The organism is Flavobacterium aurantiibacter (assembly GCF_002251775.1).
GTDB lineage: Bacteria > Bacteroidota > Bacteroidia > Flavobacteriales > Flavobacteriaceae > Flavobacterium > Flavobacterium aurantiibacter.
Genome location: NZ_NOXX01000179.1, coordinates 16,533 through 32,579 on the forward strand (window position 1 = coordinate 16,533; position 16,047 = coordinate 32,579).

The 16,047-nt window shown below is 41.1% G+C and carries 18 protein-coding genes; 11 read left to right on the plus strand and 7 right to left on the minus strand.

What is annotated here, in order from left to right:
* Positions 1–16: 16 nt before the first annotated feature.
* From CHX27_RS05835 to CHX27_RS05850, 4 genes are all read right to left on the minus strand, one after another.
* Entirely contained in the window at positions 17–187 is a 171-nt protein-coding gene (locus tag CHX27_RS05835; RefSeq protein WP_094485824.1) for a CcoQ/FixQ family Cbb3-type cytochrome c oxidase assembly chaperone, read from the minus strand.
* 4 nt (positions 188–191) lie between these two features.
* On the minus strand, positions 192–2,369 hold the full coding sequence (ccoN, locus tag CHX27_RS05840; RefSeq protein ID WP_094485825.1) for a cytochrome-c oxidase, cbb3-type subunit I: 2,178 nt from the start codon (positions 2,367–2,369) through the stop codon (positions 192–194).
* 2 nt (positions 2,370–2,371) lie between these two features.
* Positions 2,372–2,575, minus strand: a complete 204-nt coding sequence (gene ccoS, locus CHX27_RS05845) for a cbb3-type cytochrome oxidase assembly protein CcoS (protein ID WP_094485826.1) — start codon at positions 2,573–2,575, stop codon at positions 2,372–2,374.
* Positions 2,576–2,684: 109 nt separating this feature from the next.
* On the minus strand, positions 2,685–5,057 hold the full coding sequence (locus CHX27_RS05850) for a heavy metal translocating P-type ATPase (RefSeq protein ID WP_094485827.1): 2,373 nt from the start codon (positions 5,055–5,057) through the stop codon (positions 2,685–2,687).
* Positions 5,058–5,152: 95 nt separating this feature from the next.
* On the opposite strand from CHX27_RS05850, the gene CHX27_RS05855 reads away from it, so the two are divergent.
* The gene (locus CHX27_RS05855) at positions 5,153–5,839 is read left to right on the plus strand and encodes a Crp/Fnr family transcriptional regulator (RefSeq protein ID WP_094485828.1); all 687 of its coding nucleotides are present in this window, start codon (positions 5,153–5,155) and stop codon (positions 5,837–5,839) included.
* A 161-nt stretch (positions 5,840–6,000) separates the two neighbouring features.
* Here the strand turns inward: CHX27_RS05855 and CHX27_RS05860 are convergent, their stop codons facing one another.
* Entirely contained in the window at positions 6,001–6,408 is a 408-nt protein-coding gene (locus CHX27_RS05860; protein WP_094485829.1) for a DUF2721 domain-containing protein, read from the minus strand.
* 131 nt (positions 6,409–6,539) lie between these two features.
* Here CHX27_RS05860 and CHX27_RS05865 point away from each other — a divergent pair, with 131 nt between their 5' ends.
* The 3 genes from CHX27_RS05865 to CHX27_RS05875 all read left to right on the plus strand — a co-directional run bounded on the left by CHX27_RS05865 (position 6,540) and on the right by CHX27_RS05875 (position 9,722).
* On the plus strand, positions 6,540–6,974 hold the full coding sequence (locus CHX27_RS05865) for an Hsp20/alpha crystallin family protein (RefSeq protein ID WP_094485830.1): 435 nt from the start codon (positions 6,540–6,542) through the stop codon (positions 6,972–6,974).
* Between the two features lie 210 nt (positions 6,975–7,184).
* Positions 7,185–8,336: a glycosyltransferase family 2 protein gene (locus CHX27_RS05870; RefSeq protein WP_094485831.1), complete on the plus strand. Its 1,152-nt coding sequence runs from the start codon at positions 7,185–7,187 to the stop codon at positions 8,334–8,336.
* An 81-nt stretch (positions 8,337–8,417) separates the two neighbouring features.
* Positions 8,418–9,722: a dihydrolipoamide acetyltransferase family protein gene (locus CHX27_RS05875; protein WP_094485832.1), complete on the plus strand. Its 1,305-nt coding sequence runs from the start codon at positions 8,418–8,420 to the stop codon at positions 9,720–9,722.
* A 305-nt stretch (positions 9,723–10,027) separates the two neighbouring features.
* Here CHX27_RS05875 and CHX27_RS05880 read toward each other — a convergent pair whose 3' ends face one another.
* Positions 10,028–11,191, minus strand: coding sequence for an iron-containing alcohol dehydrogenase (locus CHX27_RS05880; RefSeq protein WP_094485833.1), 1,164 nt, complete (start codon positions 11,189–11,191; stop codon positions 10,028–10,030).
* A 142-nt stretch (positions 11,192–11,333) separates the two neighbouring features.
* Here CHX27_RS05880 and CHX27_RS05885 point away from each other — a divergent pair, with 142 nt between their 5' ends.
* Positions 11,334–12,107 carry a 3'-5' exonuclease gene (locus tag CHX27_RS05885; protein WP_094485834.1) on the plus strand — a complete coding sequence of 258 codons (774 nt, stop codon included), beginning with the start codon at positions 11,334–11,336 and terminating at the stop codon, positions 12,105–12,107.
* 175 nt (positions 12,108–12,282) lie between these two features.
* Here the strand turns inward: CHX27_RS05885 and CHX27_RS05890 are convergent, their stop codons facing one another.
* Positions 12,283–12,804: a hypothetical protein gene (locus CHX27_RS05890; protein ID WP_094485835.1), complete on the minus strand. Its 522-nt coding sequence runs from the start codon at positions 12,802–12,804 to the stop codon at positions 12,283–12,285.
* A 125-nt stretch (positions 12,805–12,929) separates the two neighbouring features.
* Here CHX27_RS05890 and CHX27_RS05895 point away from each other — a divergent pair, with 125 nt between their 5' ends.
* The 6 genes from CHX27_RS05895 (at position 12,930) to CHX27_RS05920 (ending at position 15,830) form a co-directional block, all read left to right on the plus strand.
* On the plus strand, positions 12,930–13,541 hold the full coding sequence (locus CHX27_RS05895; protein WP_094485836.1) for a fumarylacetoacetate hydrolase family protein: 612 nt from the start codon (positions 12,930–12,932) through the stop codon (positions 13,539–13,541).
* A complete protein-coding gene (locus CHX27_RS05900) occupies positions 13,541–13,885 on the plus strand; it encodes an Hpt domain-containing protein (RefSeq protein ID WP_094485837.1) in 345 nt (114 codons plus the stop codon). The genes CHX27_RS05895 and CHX27_RS05900 overlap by 1 nt, the downstream gene beginning before the upstream one ends.
* A gap of 16 nt (positions 13,886–13,901) precedes the next feature.
* Positions 13,902–15,152: a competence/damage-inducible protein A gene (locus CHX27_RS05905; RefSeq protein ID WP_094485838.1), complete on the plus strand. Its 1,251-nt coding sequence runs from the start codon at positions 13,902–13,904 to the stop codon at positions 15,150–15,152.
* A 75-nt stretch (positions 15,153–15,227) separates the two neighbouring features.
* A complete protein-coding gene (gene rpmB, locus CHX27_RS05910; RefSeq protein ID WP_094485839.1) occupies positions 15,228–15,464 on the plus strand; it encodes a 50S ribosomal protein L28 in 237 nt (78 codons plus the stop codon).
* Positions 15,465–15,482: 18 nt separating this feature from the next.
* On the plus strand, positions 15,483–15,665 hold the full coding sequence (gene rpmG / locus CHX27_RS05915; protein ID WP_094485840.1) for a 50S ribosomal protein L33: 183 nt from the start codon (positions 15,483–15,485) through the stop codon (positions 15,663–15,665).
* A 12-nt stretch (positions 15,666–15,677) separates the two neighbouring features.
* Positions 15,678–15,830 carry a DUF4295 domain-containing protein gene (locus CHX27_RS05920; RefSeq protein WP_094485841.1) on the plus strand — a complete coding sequence of 51 codons (153 nt, stop codon included), beginning with the start codon at positions 15,678–15,680 and terminating at the stop codon, positions 15,828–15,830.
* Positions 15,831–16,047: the final 217 nt, after the last annotated feature.

The following is a 16,047-nucleotide window of genomic DNA, read 5'->3' on the forward strand; positions in this document are numbered from 1 at the left end:
GAAGTTGATTTAGAGGTTATTCTTCAACGAATGGGAGCGACTCCAATTTTTGGAGCGAAGGTTTTGAGTAGGTGTACACCCAAAAAAATAGTCCGACGAAAAAGCTAAAGAACAGCAATAGTGATAAGATGGGATAGACTTCGATCCCGTCGATATTTTCGAGATTTTGTTTGACAAACTTGAGCATACGCTTATTTTTTAATTTTAATATCGGTTCCGAGTCGTTGCAAATACGCAATGAGTGCAACGATTTCACGCTCGTGCATTTCTACAAACTTTTCGTTGTTAGCCGCAGCTTTCTTTTTACTGGCCTCGTATGCTTTTACGAAATCGGGATCGTTAAACAGATTTTTTTCGATTTGTTGCGCTTGTACTGAAAGTTGATTTTTTGCGTTGGCGATATCGCTTTGGGTGTACGGAACGCCCAATGTTTGCATCGCGAACATTTTTTGTTCGGTTAGCGAATAATCGGCGGCTTTATTCGCGAAAAGCCACTGATACGCTGGCATGATTGAACCCGGAGAAGTACTTTGAGGATTGTACAAATGGTTGAAATGCCAGTTGTCGTTGTATTTTCCACCGACGCGCATCAAATCCGGACCGGTTCTTTTGGAACCCCATAAGAACGGATGGTCGTACACATATTCGCCCGATTTGGAGTACGTTCCGTAACGCACCACTTCGGAACGGAACGGTCGAATCATTTGCGAATGACACGATACGCAGCCTTCGCGGATGTAGATGTCGCGTCCTTCTAACTCCAGTGGTGAATACGGCTTAACGCTCGTTATGGTTGGAATATTCGATTCGATGAGCAAAGTCGGAATAATCTGAATAATCCCGCCAATAAGTATGGCTACTGTGGCCAACAAGGTTAATTGTATTGGGCGACGCTCTAACCAGCTGTGCCACTTTTCGTTGCCGTAACGCTTGTTGCTGAGTTTTTCCAAGGCAGGAGCTTCAGCTGCGTCGTCGCTAACACCTTGTGATGCTCGAACGGTAGCTACCACGTTATAAATAAGCAATACAACCCCAACTAAGTATAAGGTTCCGCCGATGGCGCGCATCCAATACATCGGAATGATTTGAGTTACTGTTTCTAGGAAGTTTCCGTATTGTAAGGTGCCGTCTGCTTTAAATTCTTTCCACATAGAAGCTTGTGTGAAACCTGCCACATACATCGGAATCGAATACAAAACTATCCCCAACGTACCGATCCAAAAATGAATGTTTGCGAGTTTTATCGAATGCAGTTCTCGTTTGAATAATTTCGGAAGTAAATAGTAAATCATTCCAAAAATCAAGAAACCGTTCCAGGCCAAAGCACCTACGTGTACGTGTGCGATGATCCAGTCGCTAAAGTGTGCAATAGCGTTGATATTCTTCAAAGAAAGCATCGGACCTTCAAAAGTGGCCATTCCATACCCCGTGATGGCAACTACAAAGAATTTTAAAACCACATCGGTACGAACTTTATCCCACACGCCGCGCAAAGTGAGCAGTCCGTTGATCATTCCTCCCCAAGATGGAGCGATAAGCATCACAGAAAATACAACACCAAGATTTTGCGCCCAATCAGGTAAAGATGAGTACAGCAAATGGTGTGGTCCGGCCCAGATATAGATAAAGATGAGCGACCAGAAATGTATGATAGACAATCGGTAGGAATACACCGGACGGTCGGCCGCTTTCGGTACAAAATAATACATGATTCCAAGAAACGGCGTGGTAAGGAAAAAAGCCACTGCGTTATGTCCGTACCACCATTGTACCAAAGCATCTTGCACACCTGCGTACACCGAATAGCTTTTAAATAATGATACTGGAAGTTCTAAGCTATTAAAAATGTGCAATACCGCTACGGTTATTACTGTGGCAATGTAAAACCAGATCGCCACATACAAATGTCGCTGACGCCGAACGAGTATGGTGCCAATCATGTTTATTGCAAAAACTACCCATACGAGCGTTATTGCGATGTCGATAGGCCATTCGAGCTCGGCATATTCTTTACTGGTTGTGATACCTAAAGGTAAGGTAATAGCCGCCGCAACGATGATTAATTGCCAGCCCCAAAAATGGATTTTCCCCAGTAAATCGCTGTACATACGCGTTTGCAGCAAACGTTGCATCGAATAGTAAACGCCTGCAAACATGGCATTTCCTACAAAGGCAAAAATAACGGCATTGGTATGCAGCGGTCGAAGGCGTCCGAAACTCAAAAACGAAATACCGTTAGTGAGATTGGGAAACAAAAACATAAAAGCTAAAAGTAAGCCGACGAGCATGCCCACCAATCCGAAAACAATCGATGCATAGATGAAATTGCGTACAATTTTATTGTCGTAATAGAATTTTTCAGGGACCATAATTAATCGTTTTGAATGGTTTTAGGAGAAACTACCGTTGGCGATGTTTCGGTTTTTGAATCGGTTACCGAATCGTCAAATAATACACGAACCGATGGGGTGTAATCGTCGTCGAACTGCCCGTTTTTTACTGCTTTGAAAAACGCATAGAGAAACAGTAATGCGATGATTAAACTGATGCTGATTAATAAATAAATAACACTCATACCTTAAGATTATAGGAACAAAAGTAGTTTCGGCTTTTTGGACAAATCATGATATTTATCAGGTTTGAAACTTTTTTATGCGATAGGTTTTTCCAGATCTGGCGTGGTTTTATTTCGATTTGAAGCGCGCAAACACATTACTCATGATGGTCACAAAACTGATGATTGTAACGGTGCTCAAAGGCATGATAATCGCCGCTACTAAAGGCGATAGCGTTCCGGAAAGAGCAAAACTCAATCCAACGATGTTGTATAGAACAGAAATCGTAAATGAGCCATATATGATACGCATCGCATTTTTACTGTACTTTAGGTAAGCCTGTAGTTTTTCAAAAACCGTTGCGTCGATAATGCCATCACAAGCCGGAGAAAATACGTTCACATCTTCGGCTAAAGCCAATCCGACGTTGCTTTGCATTAAAGCACCAGCGTCGTTCAAACCGTCGCCCATCATCAAAACAGTTTTTCCTTCGTCTTGTAGTTTTTTAATGAAGTTGAGTTTTTGCTCGGGTTTTTGATTGAAGTGATAACTTACCGAAGCGGGAAGGATGGAAGCTAGTGTGGCTTTTTCCGACGAATTATCACCAGATAAGACAACAATCTGATAATCGTTTGCCAGTTTATGGAAAAGTTCGGGCAAGTGTTTTCGATAGAGTGTAGAAAAGGTGATGCTTCCTTTGTAAATGCCGTCGATTTCAATATGTACTGCCGTTGCGTGAGTGGTTGTATCCACAGCAGCGCCAATCCACGTGGCAGAACCAAGACGCATGTTCGTATTTCCATGTTTGGCCTCGATTCCTTTTCCCGGAAATTCTTTAAAATCGCTGAGATCTTCCGCTTTTAATCCCAACAATTCGTTTGAAATCAATCTGCTGAGTGGATGGTTTGATGCGTAAACTGCCGATTTTATGGCAACAAGCTCGTCTTCGGTAAAGCTGCCCTTCCACGAAAGTGCCGAACTCGACGTGGTGGTAAGTGTTCCGGTTTTATCAAATACTAACGTGTTTACAGCGGCTAATTGTTCGATAACAGCAGCATTTTTTAGATATAGTTTCTGACTTCCTAAAATCCGTAACACATTTCCGAGCGTAAACGGCGCGGTTAAGGCTAAAGCGCACGGACAAGCAACGATGAGTACTGCCGTAAGCACCTGAAAGGCCATTTGCAAGCTCGTAAAACTCCAGAAGATAAATGAAATTGCAGCCAAACCGAGCAGGGCAGGAGTGAAGTATCTACTAATGCGATCGGTGATGGTACTGTATGCTGCGCGTTTGTTTTTAGTAAATGCTTCGTTAGCCCAAAGTTGCGTAAGATAGCTGTTCGAGATACGCTGACTCACACGTAGCTTTACTGTTGCACCATAAAATTTTCCGCCGGCGTACAGTTTATCGCCCGATTGTTTGTAAACGGGTTTTTGTTCGCCCGTTACAAAGCTGTAGTCGAGTTTCGCTGTCGCGGAAAGTAAAATTCCGTCGACAGGAATAAGTTCTTCGTTTCGGATGAGGATGATGTCGTTCGGATTGATGTCGTAAACAGCTACTACGGCCTCCCCGCCATCGTCGTTTACACGAGTAACGGCAATGGGGAAGTACGATTTGTAATCGCGTTCGAACGACAAGAATTCGTAGGTTTTTTGTTGAAAAAGTTTTCCAAGCAACATAAAGAAAATGAGTCCGCACATGCTGTCGAAAAATCCAGCTCCGTGATCCAAATACATATCTACTATGCTGCGCACGAACATGGCAACGATTCCGAGTGCAATCGGGATATCCATGTTTAATCGTTTGGATCGGATCGCGTAAAATGCCGATTCGTAGTAGGGGAAGGCGGCGTAGAGAAATGCGGGTAACGACAGTCCTAACATCAACCATCGAAAAAACGATTTGTATTGCTCAAGCCAAAATTCGCCTACTTCAAAATACTCGGGAAACGAGAGGAGCATGATGTTTCCGAAAGAGAAAAAAGCTACGCCAATGCGGTAAAGTAAGTTTCGGTCGACCGGTTTTTCCTTGGCGTCAACGTGTTCCAGACTTATTCGCGGTTCATATCCAATATTGGAAATTATTTGAACCAATTCGAATAGCGAAAGTTTGGGTTGGAAGACAATGCGAACGGTTTTCTTGAGAAAGTTAACTTGTGAGCGCAGTATAGCAGGAGAAATTTTATGCAGATGCTCGAGTATCCAAATACAAGAACTGCAATGAATGTGCGGAATGTGAAGTGTAATGATGCTTGTTTCTTCGTTTTGAAATTCGAGCAAAGAAGAAACAATCGCTTGATCTTTTAGAAAAGCATATTTGATACTTGCATCGGAAGGTTTAGCACCGGGATTCGCGTCAAAACGGTAATAATCGCTGAGGTGGTTATCGGTGAAAAACTGATAAATCGTTTTGCATCCCACGCAGCAAAAAGCACGTTTGTCGAATTGAAGTGTATTTTGTGGGCTAACTAAAGTTCCGCAGTGGTAGCAGGGTGCATTCATAATAATGTCATTTTCCTGAGGCGAAATTCGGTTCTGCGTAAGCGAAAAGTTATGATAATTGTCAGTTTTGCCTTAATTTTCGAAAAAAATTGGTGATGTCGAAATGTGAGCAATGCATCGTGAGGCAATTTAGTGCTGTGAAAGCGCTATCTAAAGAGCAATTAGTGCGTATGGCTTCTTGTAAAACGTCGTACACGGTAAAGAAAGGCGAGGCAGTTTTTGAGGAAGGCCGCATCACTAACGGCGTTTTCTGTGTGAAATCGGGTGTTTGTAAGTTATCGAAACTCAGCGCCAACGGCAAAGATCAGATTTTGAAGTTTGCAACGGCCGGTGAATTGCTCGGACAACGGTCGCTCATTACAGACGAACCTGCGAATTTAACGGCAACGGCACTCGACGATATGGAAGTTTGTTTCATTCCAAAATCCGAGATTATTGGGTTCTTCAATGAAAGCAATCAGTTTTCTTTGGAAGTCATGCGTTCTATTTGCGGCGATTTGAAGGAAGCTGATGAGCATAAAGTATCGCTTGCACAAAAGACCGTCAAGCAACGTATTGCCGAAGTTTTGCTGTATTTGTATGATAATTTTGGCGTTCTATCCGACGGAAGTTTGCGCATTCAACTTTCCAGAGAAGAACTCGGCGGTATGGTAGGAACGGCAACAGAAAGTTGTATCCGACTTTTAGCGGAATTACAAAAAGAAGGCTATGTTAAACTCGATCGCAAACACATTACATTGCTTGAAATTTATAAGTTACGTCATCTAGCCGAACATTATTAAAAGACATGTGACTTACATCTCATCTTTAAACTTCAATGAAATGCCAGCGAGTCGCATCGCTGGGTCGAGAAATGGAAACAAATCAGTAATCGCAGTACATGGATTAATCGATCTACAACCAATCGGTTTCTAAATCCACAACATAAACTAAATTCAAGGTTTCAATTGCTGTTGTCTTTTGCATTTTTAATGTCGGATAGGTGTAAACGAAGCGCTTCAACCGAAATAGAAATTTCCCAAAATGAGATTCCAAGGGAAATCAGTAAGCCCAACAAACTCAAACCAAATAGGTAAATACCCGAGGTTTGTTGCTCTAAAAACAACAACAGCATACTAAAAACCGACAAAAACAAGCTCAGTACGCCAAAGAGTTGCATGTTGCGGATTAACGTTAATCGCAAATTTAAATTTCTGATTTCCAGTAAAGTAGTTTTACGCTCGTCTTCTTCGTACGATTTTTTTAAGGATCGAACGATGGTGGCAATGGTTAAGAATCGGTTGGTATACGCCAGTAAAATAAGGGAAGTAGCCGAAAATAAAAGCGCAGGTGTTTCTATGGATAGTATCATAAGTCTTTTAGATAAGAAAAACAGACAAAATGTCGGCAAATAAGTCAAAAAGTCAGTTAAATTTCCTTTGGAATATAATTTGCCTTATCGCTTGCAAAAATACAGATGTTTAACTCATAAAACGAAATACCATGAACTTAGTAAAAAGAAATGGCCACAGCGCAAATTTGTTTCCTTCTTTAATCGAAGAATTTTTTAGACCCGATTGGATGGGTGGCATGCAAAGTGTAAATCACAGCGTTCCGCCAGTTAACATTCGTGAAACCGATAACGCATTTACCGTCGAGCTTTCGGCTCCTGGAAAAAACAAAGACGATTTCCATATTGAAATCGACAATGATTTGTTAACCATTTCCAGTGAAGTGAAGACAGAAAATAACGCTGAAGTAGGCAAATACACGCGTAGAGAATTTACCTTTAGTTCGTTCAAACGTTCATTTACTTTGCCTGATTCGGTTAATACCGACGAAATCAAAGCCAACTACGAAAACGGCATTTTGAGTATTGCTCTTCCTAAGAAAGAAGAAGCTTTGCCAAAACCAAAGCGCTTGATTGATATTTTGTAAAGACGCATTTTTTTATTTGATGAAAAGTAAAACAAGTGCGGTTGCGAATAATCTGCAGCTCCATTTTTAATTGGATTTGAATTACTTAGTTTTTAATTTTGCTGAAGTCGGCTTCGAGGCCGACTTTTTGTTTTCGTTTTGTCGCAGATAAATTTTTGGAATGCGAACGACTCAAATATTTCATTTAGTGATTTCGCCTATCTTTAACCCATGACTTTAACTGTAGTAATTCTCAATTACAACGTTCGGTATTTTTTGGAGTTGTGTGTTCATAGTGTCGTGAAAGCAACACAAAATTTACAAGCCGAGATTATTGTAGTAGACAACAACAGCAGCGATGAATCGGAGCTTGTCAAGCAGTTATTTCCGCAAATAAAATGGATTCAAACAGGTTATAACTCAGGTTTTCCAAAGGGAAATAATATAGGTGTTGAGGCAGCAACCGGTAAATATCTGTGCATTCTCAATCCAGATACCGTAGTTCCAGAAGATTTTTTTTCGTCATTTTTGGCTTTCGCCGAAAGGCATCCAAACTTCGGAATTGTTGGTCCGCATTTAATCGACGGCGCCGGTGCGTATCTTCCCGAAAGTAAACGCGGCGTTCCAACTCCGTTCGTGGCTACCGCGAAAATTCTCAACCTTCACCGATTATTTCCCAACATATCGTTTTTCAACAGCTATTATGCAGGTCATTTGAAACGCACTGATGTTGCTGAAGTACCGATTCTTGTTGGTGCATGTATGTTTATGGAAACGGAATTTTACCGACAGTTGAACGGTTTTGACGAAGCTTGTTTTATGTATGCCGACGATATCGACTTGTCGTATCGTTCGTTGCTTGCAAACCGAAAAAACTACTATTTGGGTACACTGGTAGGTTTGCATTTCAAAGGCGAAAGTACCGATCGTAACATTCAGTATATCAATCGGTTTCGAGAAGCAATGTTGTTTTTCTATCGGAAGCATTTCAAACCGAATTTCCTTTTTAACAATGGCTTGCGATTGGGTGCGTGGATTTTCGCAAACTTCAAGAGCAGACAACAGACGAGAACACAGCTAGATCCGACTGCGATTTTTTGGATTGGTTCCAACGAATTGCGCTTCACTGAATTTTCTTCAATTCTTGAAAAATTCGCAGTTCGCGTGCGAAAAATCGAGCCAAATGCCGTACATTCGCAAACGTTTTCGGAAAACGAACAGAATTTGATAATTTTCGACTGTAAAAACGTTTCCTATCAACAAATCTTGGAAATCATGCAAGAAAAGGCACATCCCAAGGTTGGTTTTCGGTTTGCATTGGCAAATAGTAAAGTGATAGTAGGCAGCGATTCGTCGAACAGCAAAGGTGTTGTTCTGTTTTAATTCCAAAACCCGTTCACATTTTTAAAATTGATTACCGCTTTATAGTAATTTTGCACCGCAAAGGCGCTTAAGAAAAATATTATGGCAAGATACGAACTGAAGTTACCAAAAATGGGCGAAAGTGTCGCCGAAGCTACCATTACCAATTGGTTAAAACAAGTAGGCGATAGCATTGCTGCCGACGAAGCTGTACTGGAAATTGCAACAGATAAAGTTGACTCGGAAGTGCCTTCCGAAGTTTCAGGAACTCTTGTTGAACAATTGTTTCAAAAAGACGATTTAGTTCAGGTCGGACAAACAATCGCCATTATTGAAACTGCCGGTGATGCACCTGCTGCCGCGCCAGTTGCCGAAGTTGCGGCTGCGGTTGCAACTATTGAACAAACGGTTAGTGTCGCAAAAGATTTGGTAACGGCACCCGATTTTAAATCGTCCGATCGTTTCTATTCACCGCTAGTAAAGAATATCGCCAAAACGGAAGGCGTAAGCTTGGCCGAACTCGATATGATTTCAGGCTCTGGAAAAGACAATCGCGTTACAAAAGACGATCTTTTGAAGTTTATCGAGAATCGTAAATCAGCACCTCAAGCACCAGCCGTTGCTCCGCAAGTTACCGCCGCTCCCGTTGTTTCTGCTGTTAACGAAGCACCAAAAGCAGTTCCGGTTTCCGTAAATGGCGCCGATGAAATTGTGGAAATGGACCGCATGCGAAAACTCATTTCGGGTTACATGGTTGCTTCTGTACAAACTTCAGCACATGTGCAATCGTTTATTGAAGTCGACGTAACCAATATTGTAAAATGGCGCGATAAGGTTAAAACTGCGTTCGAAAAACGCGAAGGCGAAAAGCTTACGTTTACACCAATCTTTATGGAAGCGGTTGCCAAAGCGTTAAAAGATTTCCCGATGATGAACATTTCAGTAGATGGAGATTACATCATCAAAAAGAAAAACATAAACTTAGGAATGGCCGCTGCCTTACCAAACGGAAACTTAATCGTTCCGGTAATAAAAAATGCCGATCAGCTTAACTTAGTTGGAATGGCTAAGGCAGTAAACGACTTAGGTAATCGTGCAAAAGCAGGAAAGTTAAAACCAGACGATACTCAAGGTGGAACGTACACAGTAACTAACGTAGGAACCTTTGGCAGCGTATTCGGAACACCTATTATAAACCAACCACAAGTAGGTATTTTGGCTTTAGGCGCGATTCGAAAAGTGCCAGCTGTAATCGAAACTCCGGAAGGCGATTTTATCGGCATTCGTCAGAAAATGTTCTTGTCGCACAGTTACGATCACCGTGTTGTCGACGGCGCACTGGGCGGCAGTTTTGTAAAACGCGTAGCCGATTACCTCGAAGCATTCGACGTTAATCGAGATTTTTAATTAAAAAAAGACTTTGTGATAAATAAGCAGACCTTGGATTACAAACAGTAAATCCAGGGTCTGTTTTTATTTTGGTGCGATACTAAGGTTAAGTTCAAACAAGCAATTATAAATGTGCTTGAAAGTGCTGTTTTTACATAGGACATTACTGTATTCCGAACATCATGGGGCAGAAAATTGCTTTTTCAAGAGTTAAAGCATGAAATCTAGTCGTTACATGTACGAAATTTTAATGCTAACCTATAATTAATTGGAGCACTTTTCTTCAAACTACATTTGATTTCTATTTTGTGGTAATTGCAGCATCAATAACTCATTTCAACAATTTCCTTCACTTTTGCAATTGTTATTTGCTGTCGTTCGCCAAGTGCTTTCCAGCCGCGATTTTCAAAACGCTCAACAACGATCTCTGCAGTATTTTCATAATTCTCGGCTGCTTCCGAAAGTGTTAAAGGCATTCCCATAAGTTTTAGAAATGCACTTGTTTTTTCGATGGCTGCCAGCGCTACTTCTTCGTCCGTTCCGCTTAGGTTCCAAACGCGTTTTCCGTACTGCGCTAGTTTATCTTTTTTCGTCTCAAAAACAGCTTTGTATAAGTTTGGAGCGATGATTGCCAACGTTCGCGCATGATCGATTTCGTAAAGTGCCGTTAGTTCATGGCCAATCATGTGCGTAGCCCAATCGGTTGGTACGCCTTTCTGAATCAGACCATTTAAAGCCATCGTCGCACACCACATGAAGTTCGACGCCAATTTGTAATCCGTCGGATTTTCAACAACATCAGGTCCAATTTCAACAAGTGTTTGCAAAATACTTTCAGCTATTCGGTCTTGCAATAACGCATCGTGCGAGTAGGTGAGGTATTGTTCCATAACGTGCGTAAAAGCATCTACAACGCCATTTTGTAATTGTCGTTTTGGCAAGCTCTGAATCACAGTAGGATCGCAAATCGAAAATTGAGGAAACAATGCTTTTCCGCCGAGGGTAAGCTTTTCTTGTGTAGCTTCGATGGTAACAACTGCCCCGGAATTCATTTCACTTCCGGTTGCTGGTATAGTTAGAATGGTTCCGAAAGGAATAGTTTTTGAACTGTCGGTAAAGAGAATGCGCTTTCGCAGAATTTCAATCGGATCGCCTTCAAAATTAACTGCTCCTGAGATAAATTTCACGCCGTCGATAACGCTGCCTCCACCAACAGCCAAAACAAAACCGATTTCATTTTCGCGAATAATAGCAACCGCTTTCATCAAAGTCTCGAATCTTGGGTTGGGTTCTATACCGCCGAATTCAATGACGCTTTTTCCAGCTAATTGCTTTTTTACTTGGTCGTAAATTCCGTTTTTGAAAATGCTGCCTCCGCCATAAGCGAGTAAAATCTTTTTATTTTCAGGCAGTAAGCTGCTTAATTTTTCAATTTGTCCTTTTCCAAAAACATAGTTGGTTGGATTAAAATATTCGAAGTTAGTCATAGTATATTTTTAAATCTGCAAATTTCGTATTTAGCTTCGAACGCCACATATAATTGAACTTAATGTTTGGTTAAAGTTAATAGGATTAAGCCACCCATCCGCAGTAGTTTCTTGGCTATATTTGTACGCTCAAACTCAATCTATGCCACTTGCTTTACACCGACCCATTTGCTTTTTCGATTTAGAAACAACAGGAACTGATATCGCACGCGATCGTATCGTAGAAATTTCCATACTAAAAGTTTTTCCAAACGGAAACAAGGAGTCGAAAACATGGCTGGTTAATCCAACAATTCCGATTCCCGCAGTGTGTACAGCAGTACATGGCATTAGTAACGAGCAAGTAGCCAATGAGCCTACTTTTGCACAACTGGCTCCACAAATACATCAAATGATAAAGGATGCCGATTTAGCCGGATTCAACTCCGATCGATTTGATATTCCGCTTCTCGCAGAAGAATTGCTCCGTGCAGGTGTCGATTTCGACATGGGCAATCGCGTATCCGTTGATATTCAGACTATTTTCCACAAAATGGAAGAACGTACACTTAGCGCCGCCTATAAATTTTATTGTGGAAAAAATCTGGAAAACGCGCATTCCGCAGCAGCCGACACAAATGCAACCTACGAGATTTTACTCGCACAAATTGAACGTTATCCGAATTTAGCGCACGACACTAAAGGTTTATCTGAATTTTCAACTAGAAAGAAAATCGCTGATTTTGCAGGAATGATTGCCTACGATAACGACGGAGATGAGATTTTTACCTTCGGAAAACACAAAGGAGCAAAAGTGACACGCATTCTCGAATCAGAACCTGGCTACTTTAGCTGGATTCAAAACGCCGATTTCCCACTCTATACGAAAAAAGTACTTACGGCAATTAAGTTGAGAAAACTGAACACAAAGTCATAAAAAAAGCCGTGCGTAGCAGCACAGCGTGGAAATTATTCTTGGTTTTTAATATTGCCAGCTATTTTGGCTGAGATTTATATTACCCAGCAATTACGTCGTTTCTCATAAGAATTATTTTTAGAGTAACACAAATTTACGATTTTCTTTTGGTCTTAAAGCATTATCGCAAAAAAAATTATCTAACCTCTAAACTATCGCCCGTTACGAATTGCTTTGATGTAATTGATGCTTTTGAATGAAATTCTTGAACGAATATACTGCTAAAACCAGATAAGGAGTGCTTAGCAATAATAGTAAGACGAATGTAAGTGGATTCATCTTGCCATTCTTCTTCCAAATCTTGCGTAGTTCGAACACGCCAAGCATGCAAGCTATTCGGGTCTGCAGATTTCCTTTCAGGAATGTACGATATAAAGTCTTGTACTAATTTAATGTCCTTTCCTTGAATATTATGACCGCCGATTCCTCCCACTTGTTTGTAAAAAGTGGGTTCAACACGAACATCAAAAATTTCGGCACGAGTTTCATTAACGAATTTAAAAAAGTAGTTGATTTGACCATCTAACTCCCTTTTACTGATATGCGGCGATATGCTAATTTGAGCGCGTTTTTTTCTAAGAAAGTAAATTAAAAACAAATATGAGGAAATAAGTCCTGTAGCTATACTCAGAAATTGCGAAGTTAAAATTTCGAACATGGCGGATACAATTTGAAAGGCGTAAAGTGTAAAAATAGTGATTTCTTCGAACTAAATCAATGCGCTTTTTTGAGCATTTGTAACTAAAATTTGTGCATTTTTGGCAATCGCTAATGCTAACTCATATGAAGATTATTTGCGTAGGAAGAAATTACGCCGATCACATTGCCGAGCTTAAAAACGAGACACCTACCGATCCCGTTTTGTTTTTGAAGCCCGACAGCGCACTCATTCTAAAACAACATCCGTTTGTGATTCCTGAATTTTCATCCGAAATTCATCATGAAATAGAACTAGTGGTCAAAATCAATAAAGTTGGAAAGTACATCGAACCGCAGTTTGCATCGAAATACTACAACGAAATTACAGTTGGCATCGACTTTACAGCGCGCGATCTACAACAAAAACTTAAAGATAAAGGACTTCCTTGGGAAAAGGCCAAAGCTTTCGACGGCTCCGCACTTGTCGGCAATTTTCTGCCTGTCAGCAACTTCGATTCGCTTGAAAATCTTAACTTCGAACTTCGAAAAAACAACCAAAGCGTTCAAGTCGGAAATTCGGCGTTAATGCTAACAAAAATAGATGATTTAATTGCTTACATTTCTACGTTCTTTACCTTAAAAATAGGCGATCTTATCTTCACCGGAACTCCCGCCGGCGTTGGTAAAGTCGAAGAAAACGACGTTCTGGAAGGCTATCTTGAAAACCAAAAACTATTTCGATTACAAATTAAATAATGGCACTACACTATAACTTAGCAAAAGTTTATGCAATTTCTGAAAACGACGATGAGTTTGCCAAGCAAATTGCAACACTTTTCGTAACCGAAGTTCCACAAGAAATGGAACTCGTGAAAACAGGAATCGAAACGAAAAAGTACGATCAAGCACACGCCGCAGCTCATAAAATCAAGCCAACACTCGATTTGCTCGGAATGGATAACGCCTACGAAGAAGTGAAACTAATCGAAGCCTGGGCCAAACGAAAAGGCAAACGCAGAGAGATTAAAGACACCTTCAAAGATTTATCCGTACGTGTAGACAAGGCTGTGCGTGAAATCATGAAAGACTTTTCGCTTTAAGCAACATATAAAACTAATGAAAGCAGCAATTCTGACTATTGGCGACGAAATTCTCATCGGACAAATTGTCGATACCAACTCTTCGTTTATCGCAAAAGAACTCGATAAAATTGGCATCGCAACCCTAGAAATGCGCTCCATTTCCGACGACCGTCAGCACATTCTCTCCACCTTTCAAGAACTACAAAATCAGTTCGATGTAGTAGTAATTACTGGTGGTTTAGGGCCAACAAAAGACGACATCACCAAAAAAACCATTGCCGAATATTTTAACGATACGCTCGTTGAAAATACTGCCGTTTTAGAACACGTGCGTCAAATGTTAGAAAAGTATTTCAACCGACCGCTATCGCAACTCAATAAAGATCAGGCACTTGTTCCAACGCAAGCAACCATTTTGTTCAACGATTATGGAACAGCTCCCGGCATGTGGTTGCAAAAAGAAAATACCGTTTTTGTTTCCTTACCTGGCGTTCCGTACGAAATGAAGCACCTCGTTAAAGACCGCCTTATCCCGCTTTTGGTTGAAAAATACGACCGTCCGTTTATCGTGCACCAAACAATTATGACCTACGGGCAAGGGGAAAGCCTCATTGCCGAACGCATCGCGCACTGGGAAGATGCCTTACCCGAATTCGTTAAATTAGCGTATTTGCCGAGTCCCGGTCGTGTGCGTTTGCGACTCACTGCACGCGGCAACAACGAACAAGTACTTAAAGACGCTGTGAAAGCGCAAGTCGATTTACTCCAAGAAATCATAGGCGACATTATCGTTGGCACGGAAGAAACCGATTCGATCGAAGTAGTTGTTGGTCGTAAATTAACTCAGGCCAAACGAAGCATAGCTACTGCGGAAAGCTGTACCGGCGGAAAAATCGCCCAGGTGCTCAGCAGTGTGGCGGGAGCTTCGCAGTACTTTTACGGCAGTATGGTTACCTACCGCACCGAATCGAAAACCGAATTGCTTGGTATTTCAAAACAAGCCTTAAGTCAATTTGGTGTCGTTAGTGCTGAAACAGCAAAGCAAATGGCAAGTGCAGTTCAGGCGAAATTCGGAACCGATTTTGCATTGGCAACCACCGGAAATGCAGGTCCGACCGCTGGCGACGAGCGGCAGCCTGTAGGTAAGGTTTTTATCGGTCTGGCCACGCCAAATGGAGTAGAAGCTTTCGAGTTCGACTTCGGGCAACCGCGCGAAAAAGTCATCGATAGAGCGGTCGCAAAAGCACTCGAATTACTGCAAAAAGAAATTTTAAAATTTTTGTAATTATAATTTTGCTGTAAGGTTTCTTTTCACTTACTTTGCACGCTCAATTTGAATAACGAATTAAAGATTACGATAATGTCAAGAGTTTGCGACTTAACAGGTAAAAGAGCGATGGTTGGTAACAACGTATCGCATGCGATGAACAAGACGAAAAGAAAATTTTCGGTTAACTTGATTAAGAAACGTTTCTATTCTGTAGAAGAAGGACGTTGGATTACGCTGCGTGTTGCCGCTTCTACCATCAAAACCATCAACAAGAAAGGTTTCGAGGCTGTTGTGAAGCAAGCTCAGAAAGACGGTTTTATCAGTTAATCCTAAAAAATACGCACAATGGCAAAGAAAGGTAACAGAATTCAGGTAATTTTAGAGTGTACAGAGCACAAGACATCTGGTGTTCCAGGTACATCTCGTTATATCACAACAAAAAACAAAAAGAACACGCCCGATCGTATGGAGATTAAAAAATTCAACCCGATCTTGAAGCGCGTAACTGTTCACAAAGAAATCAAGTAATTTTAGGAACTCATGGCAAAGAAAACCGTAGCAACGTTACAAACACAATCAAAAAGATTGTCAAAAGCTATCAAAATGGTGAAATCTCCTAAAACCGGAGCGTACGTGTTCGTTGAGGCTATCATGACTCCCGAGCAAGTAGACGAGTTTTTGAAAAAGAAATAATCACAACTTGACCAGCATAAGCCGCTTTCTCATGGAAGGCGGCTTTTTTATTTATCTTTGTTTTTTAGAAGCTTTTTCCCGCTTTTCACTCCAATCTTTTTTGCGGCTTAAGCCGAACCGCAAAAAAGGATTTCCGCTGCAATCGGGGCTAGGGCAATCGTTACCAAAATAGTACACACATGAATTTCTTCAAGAAAATCTTTTCTTCCGAAAAAAA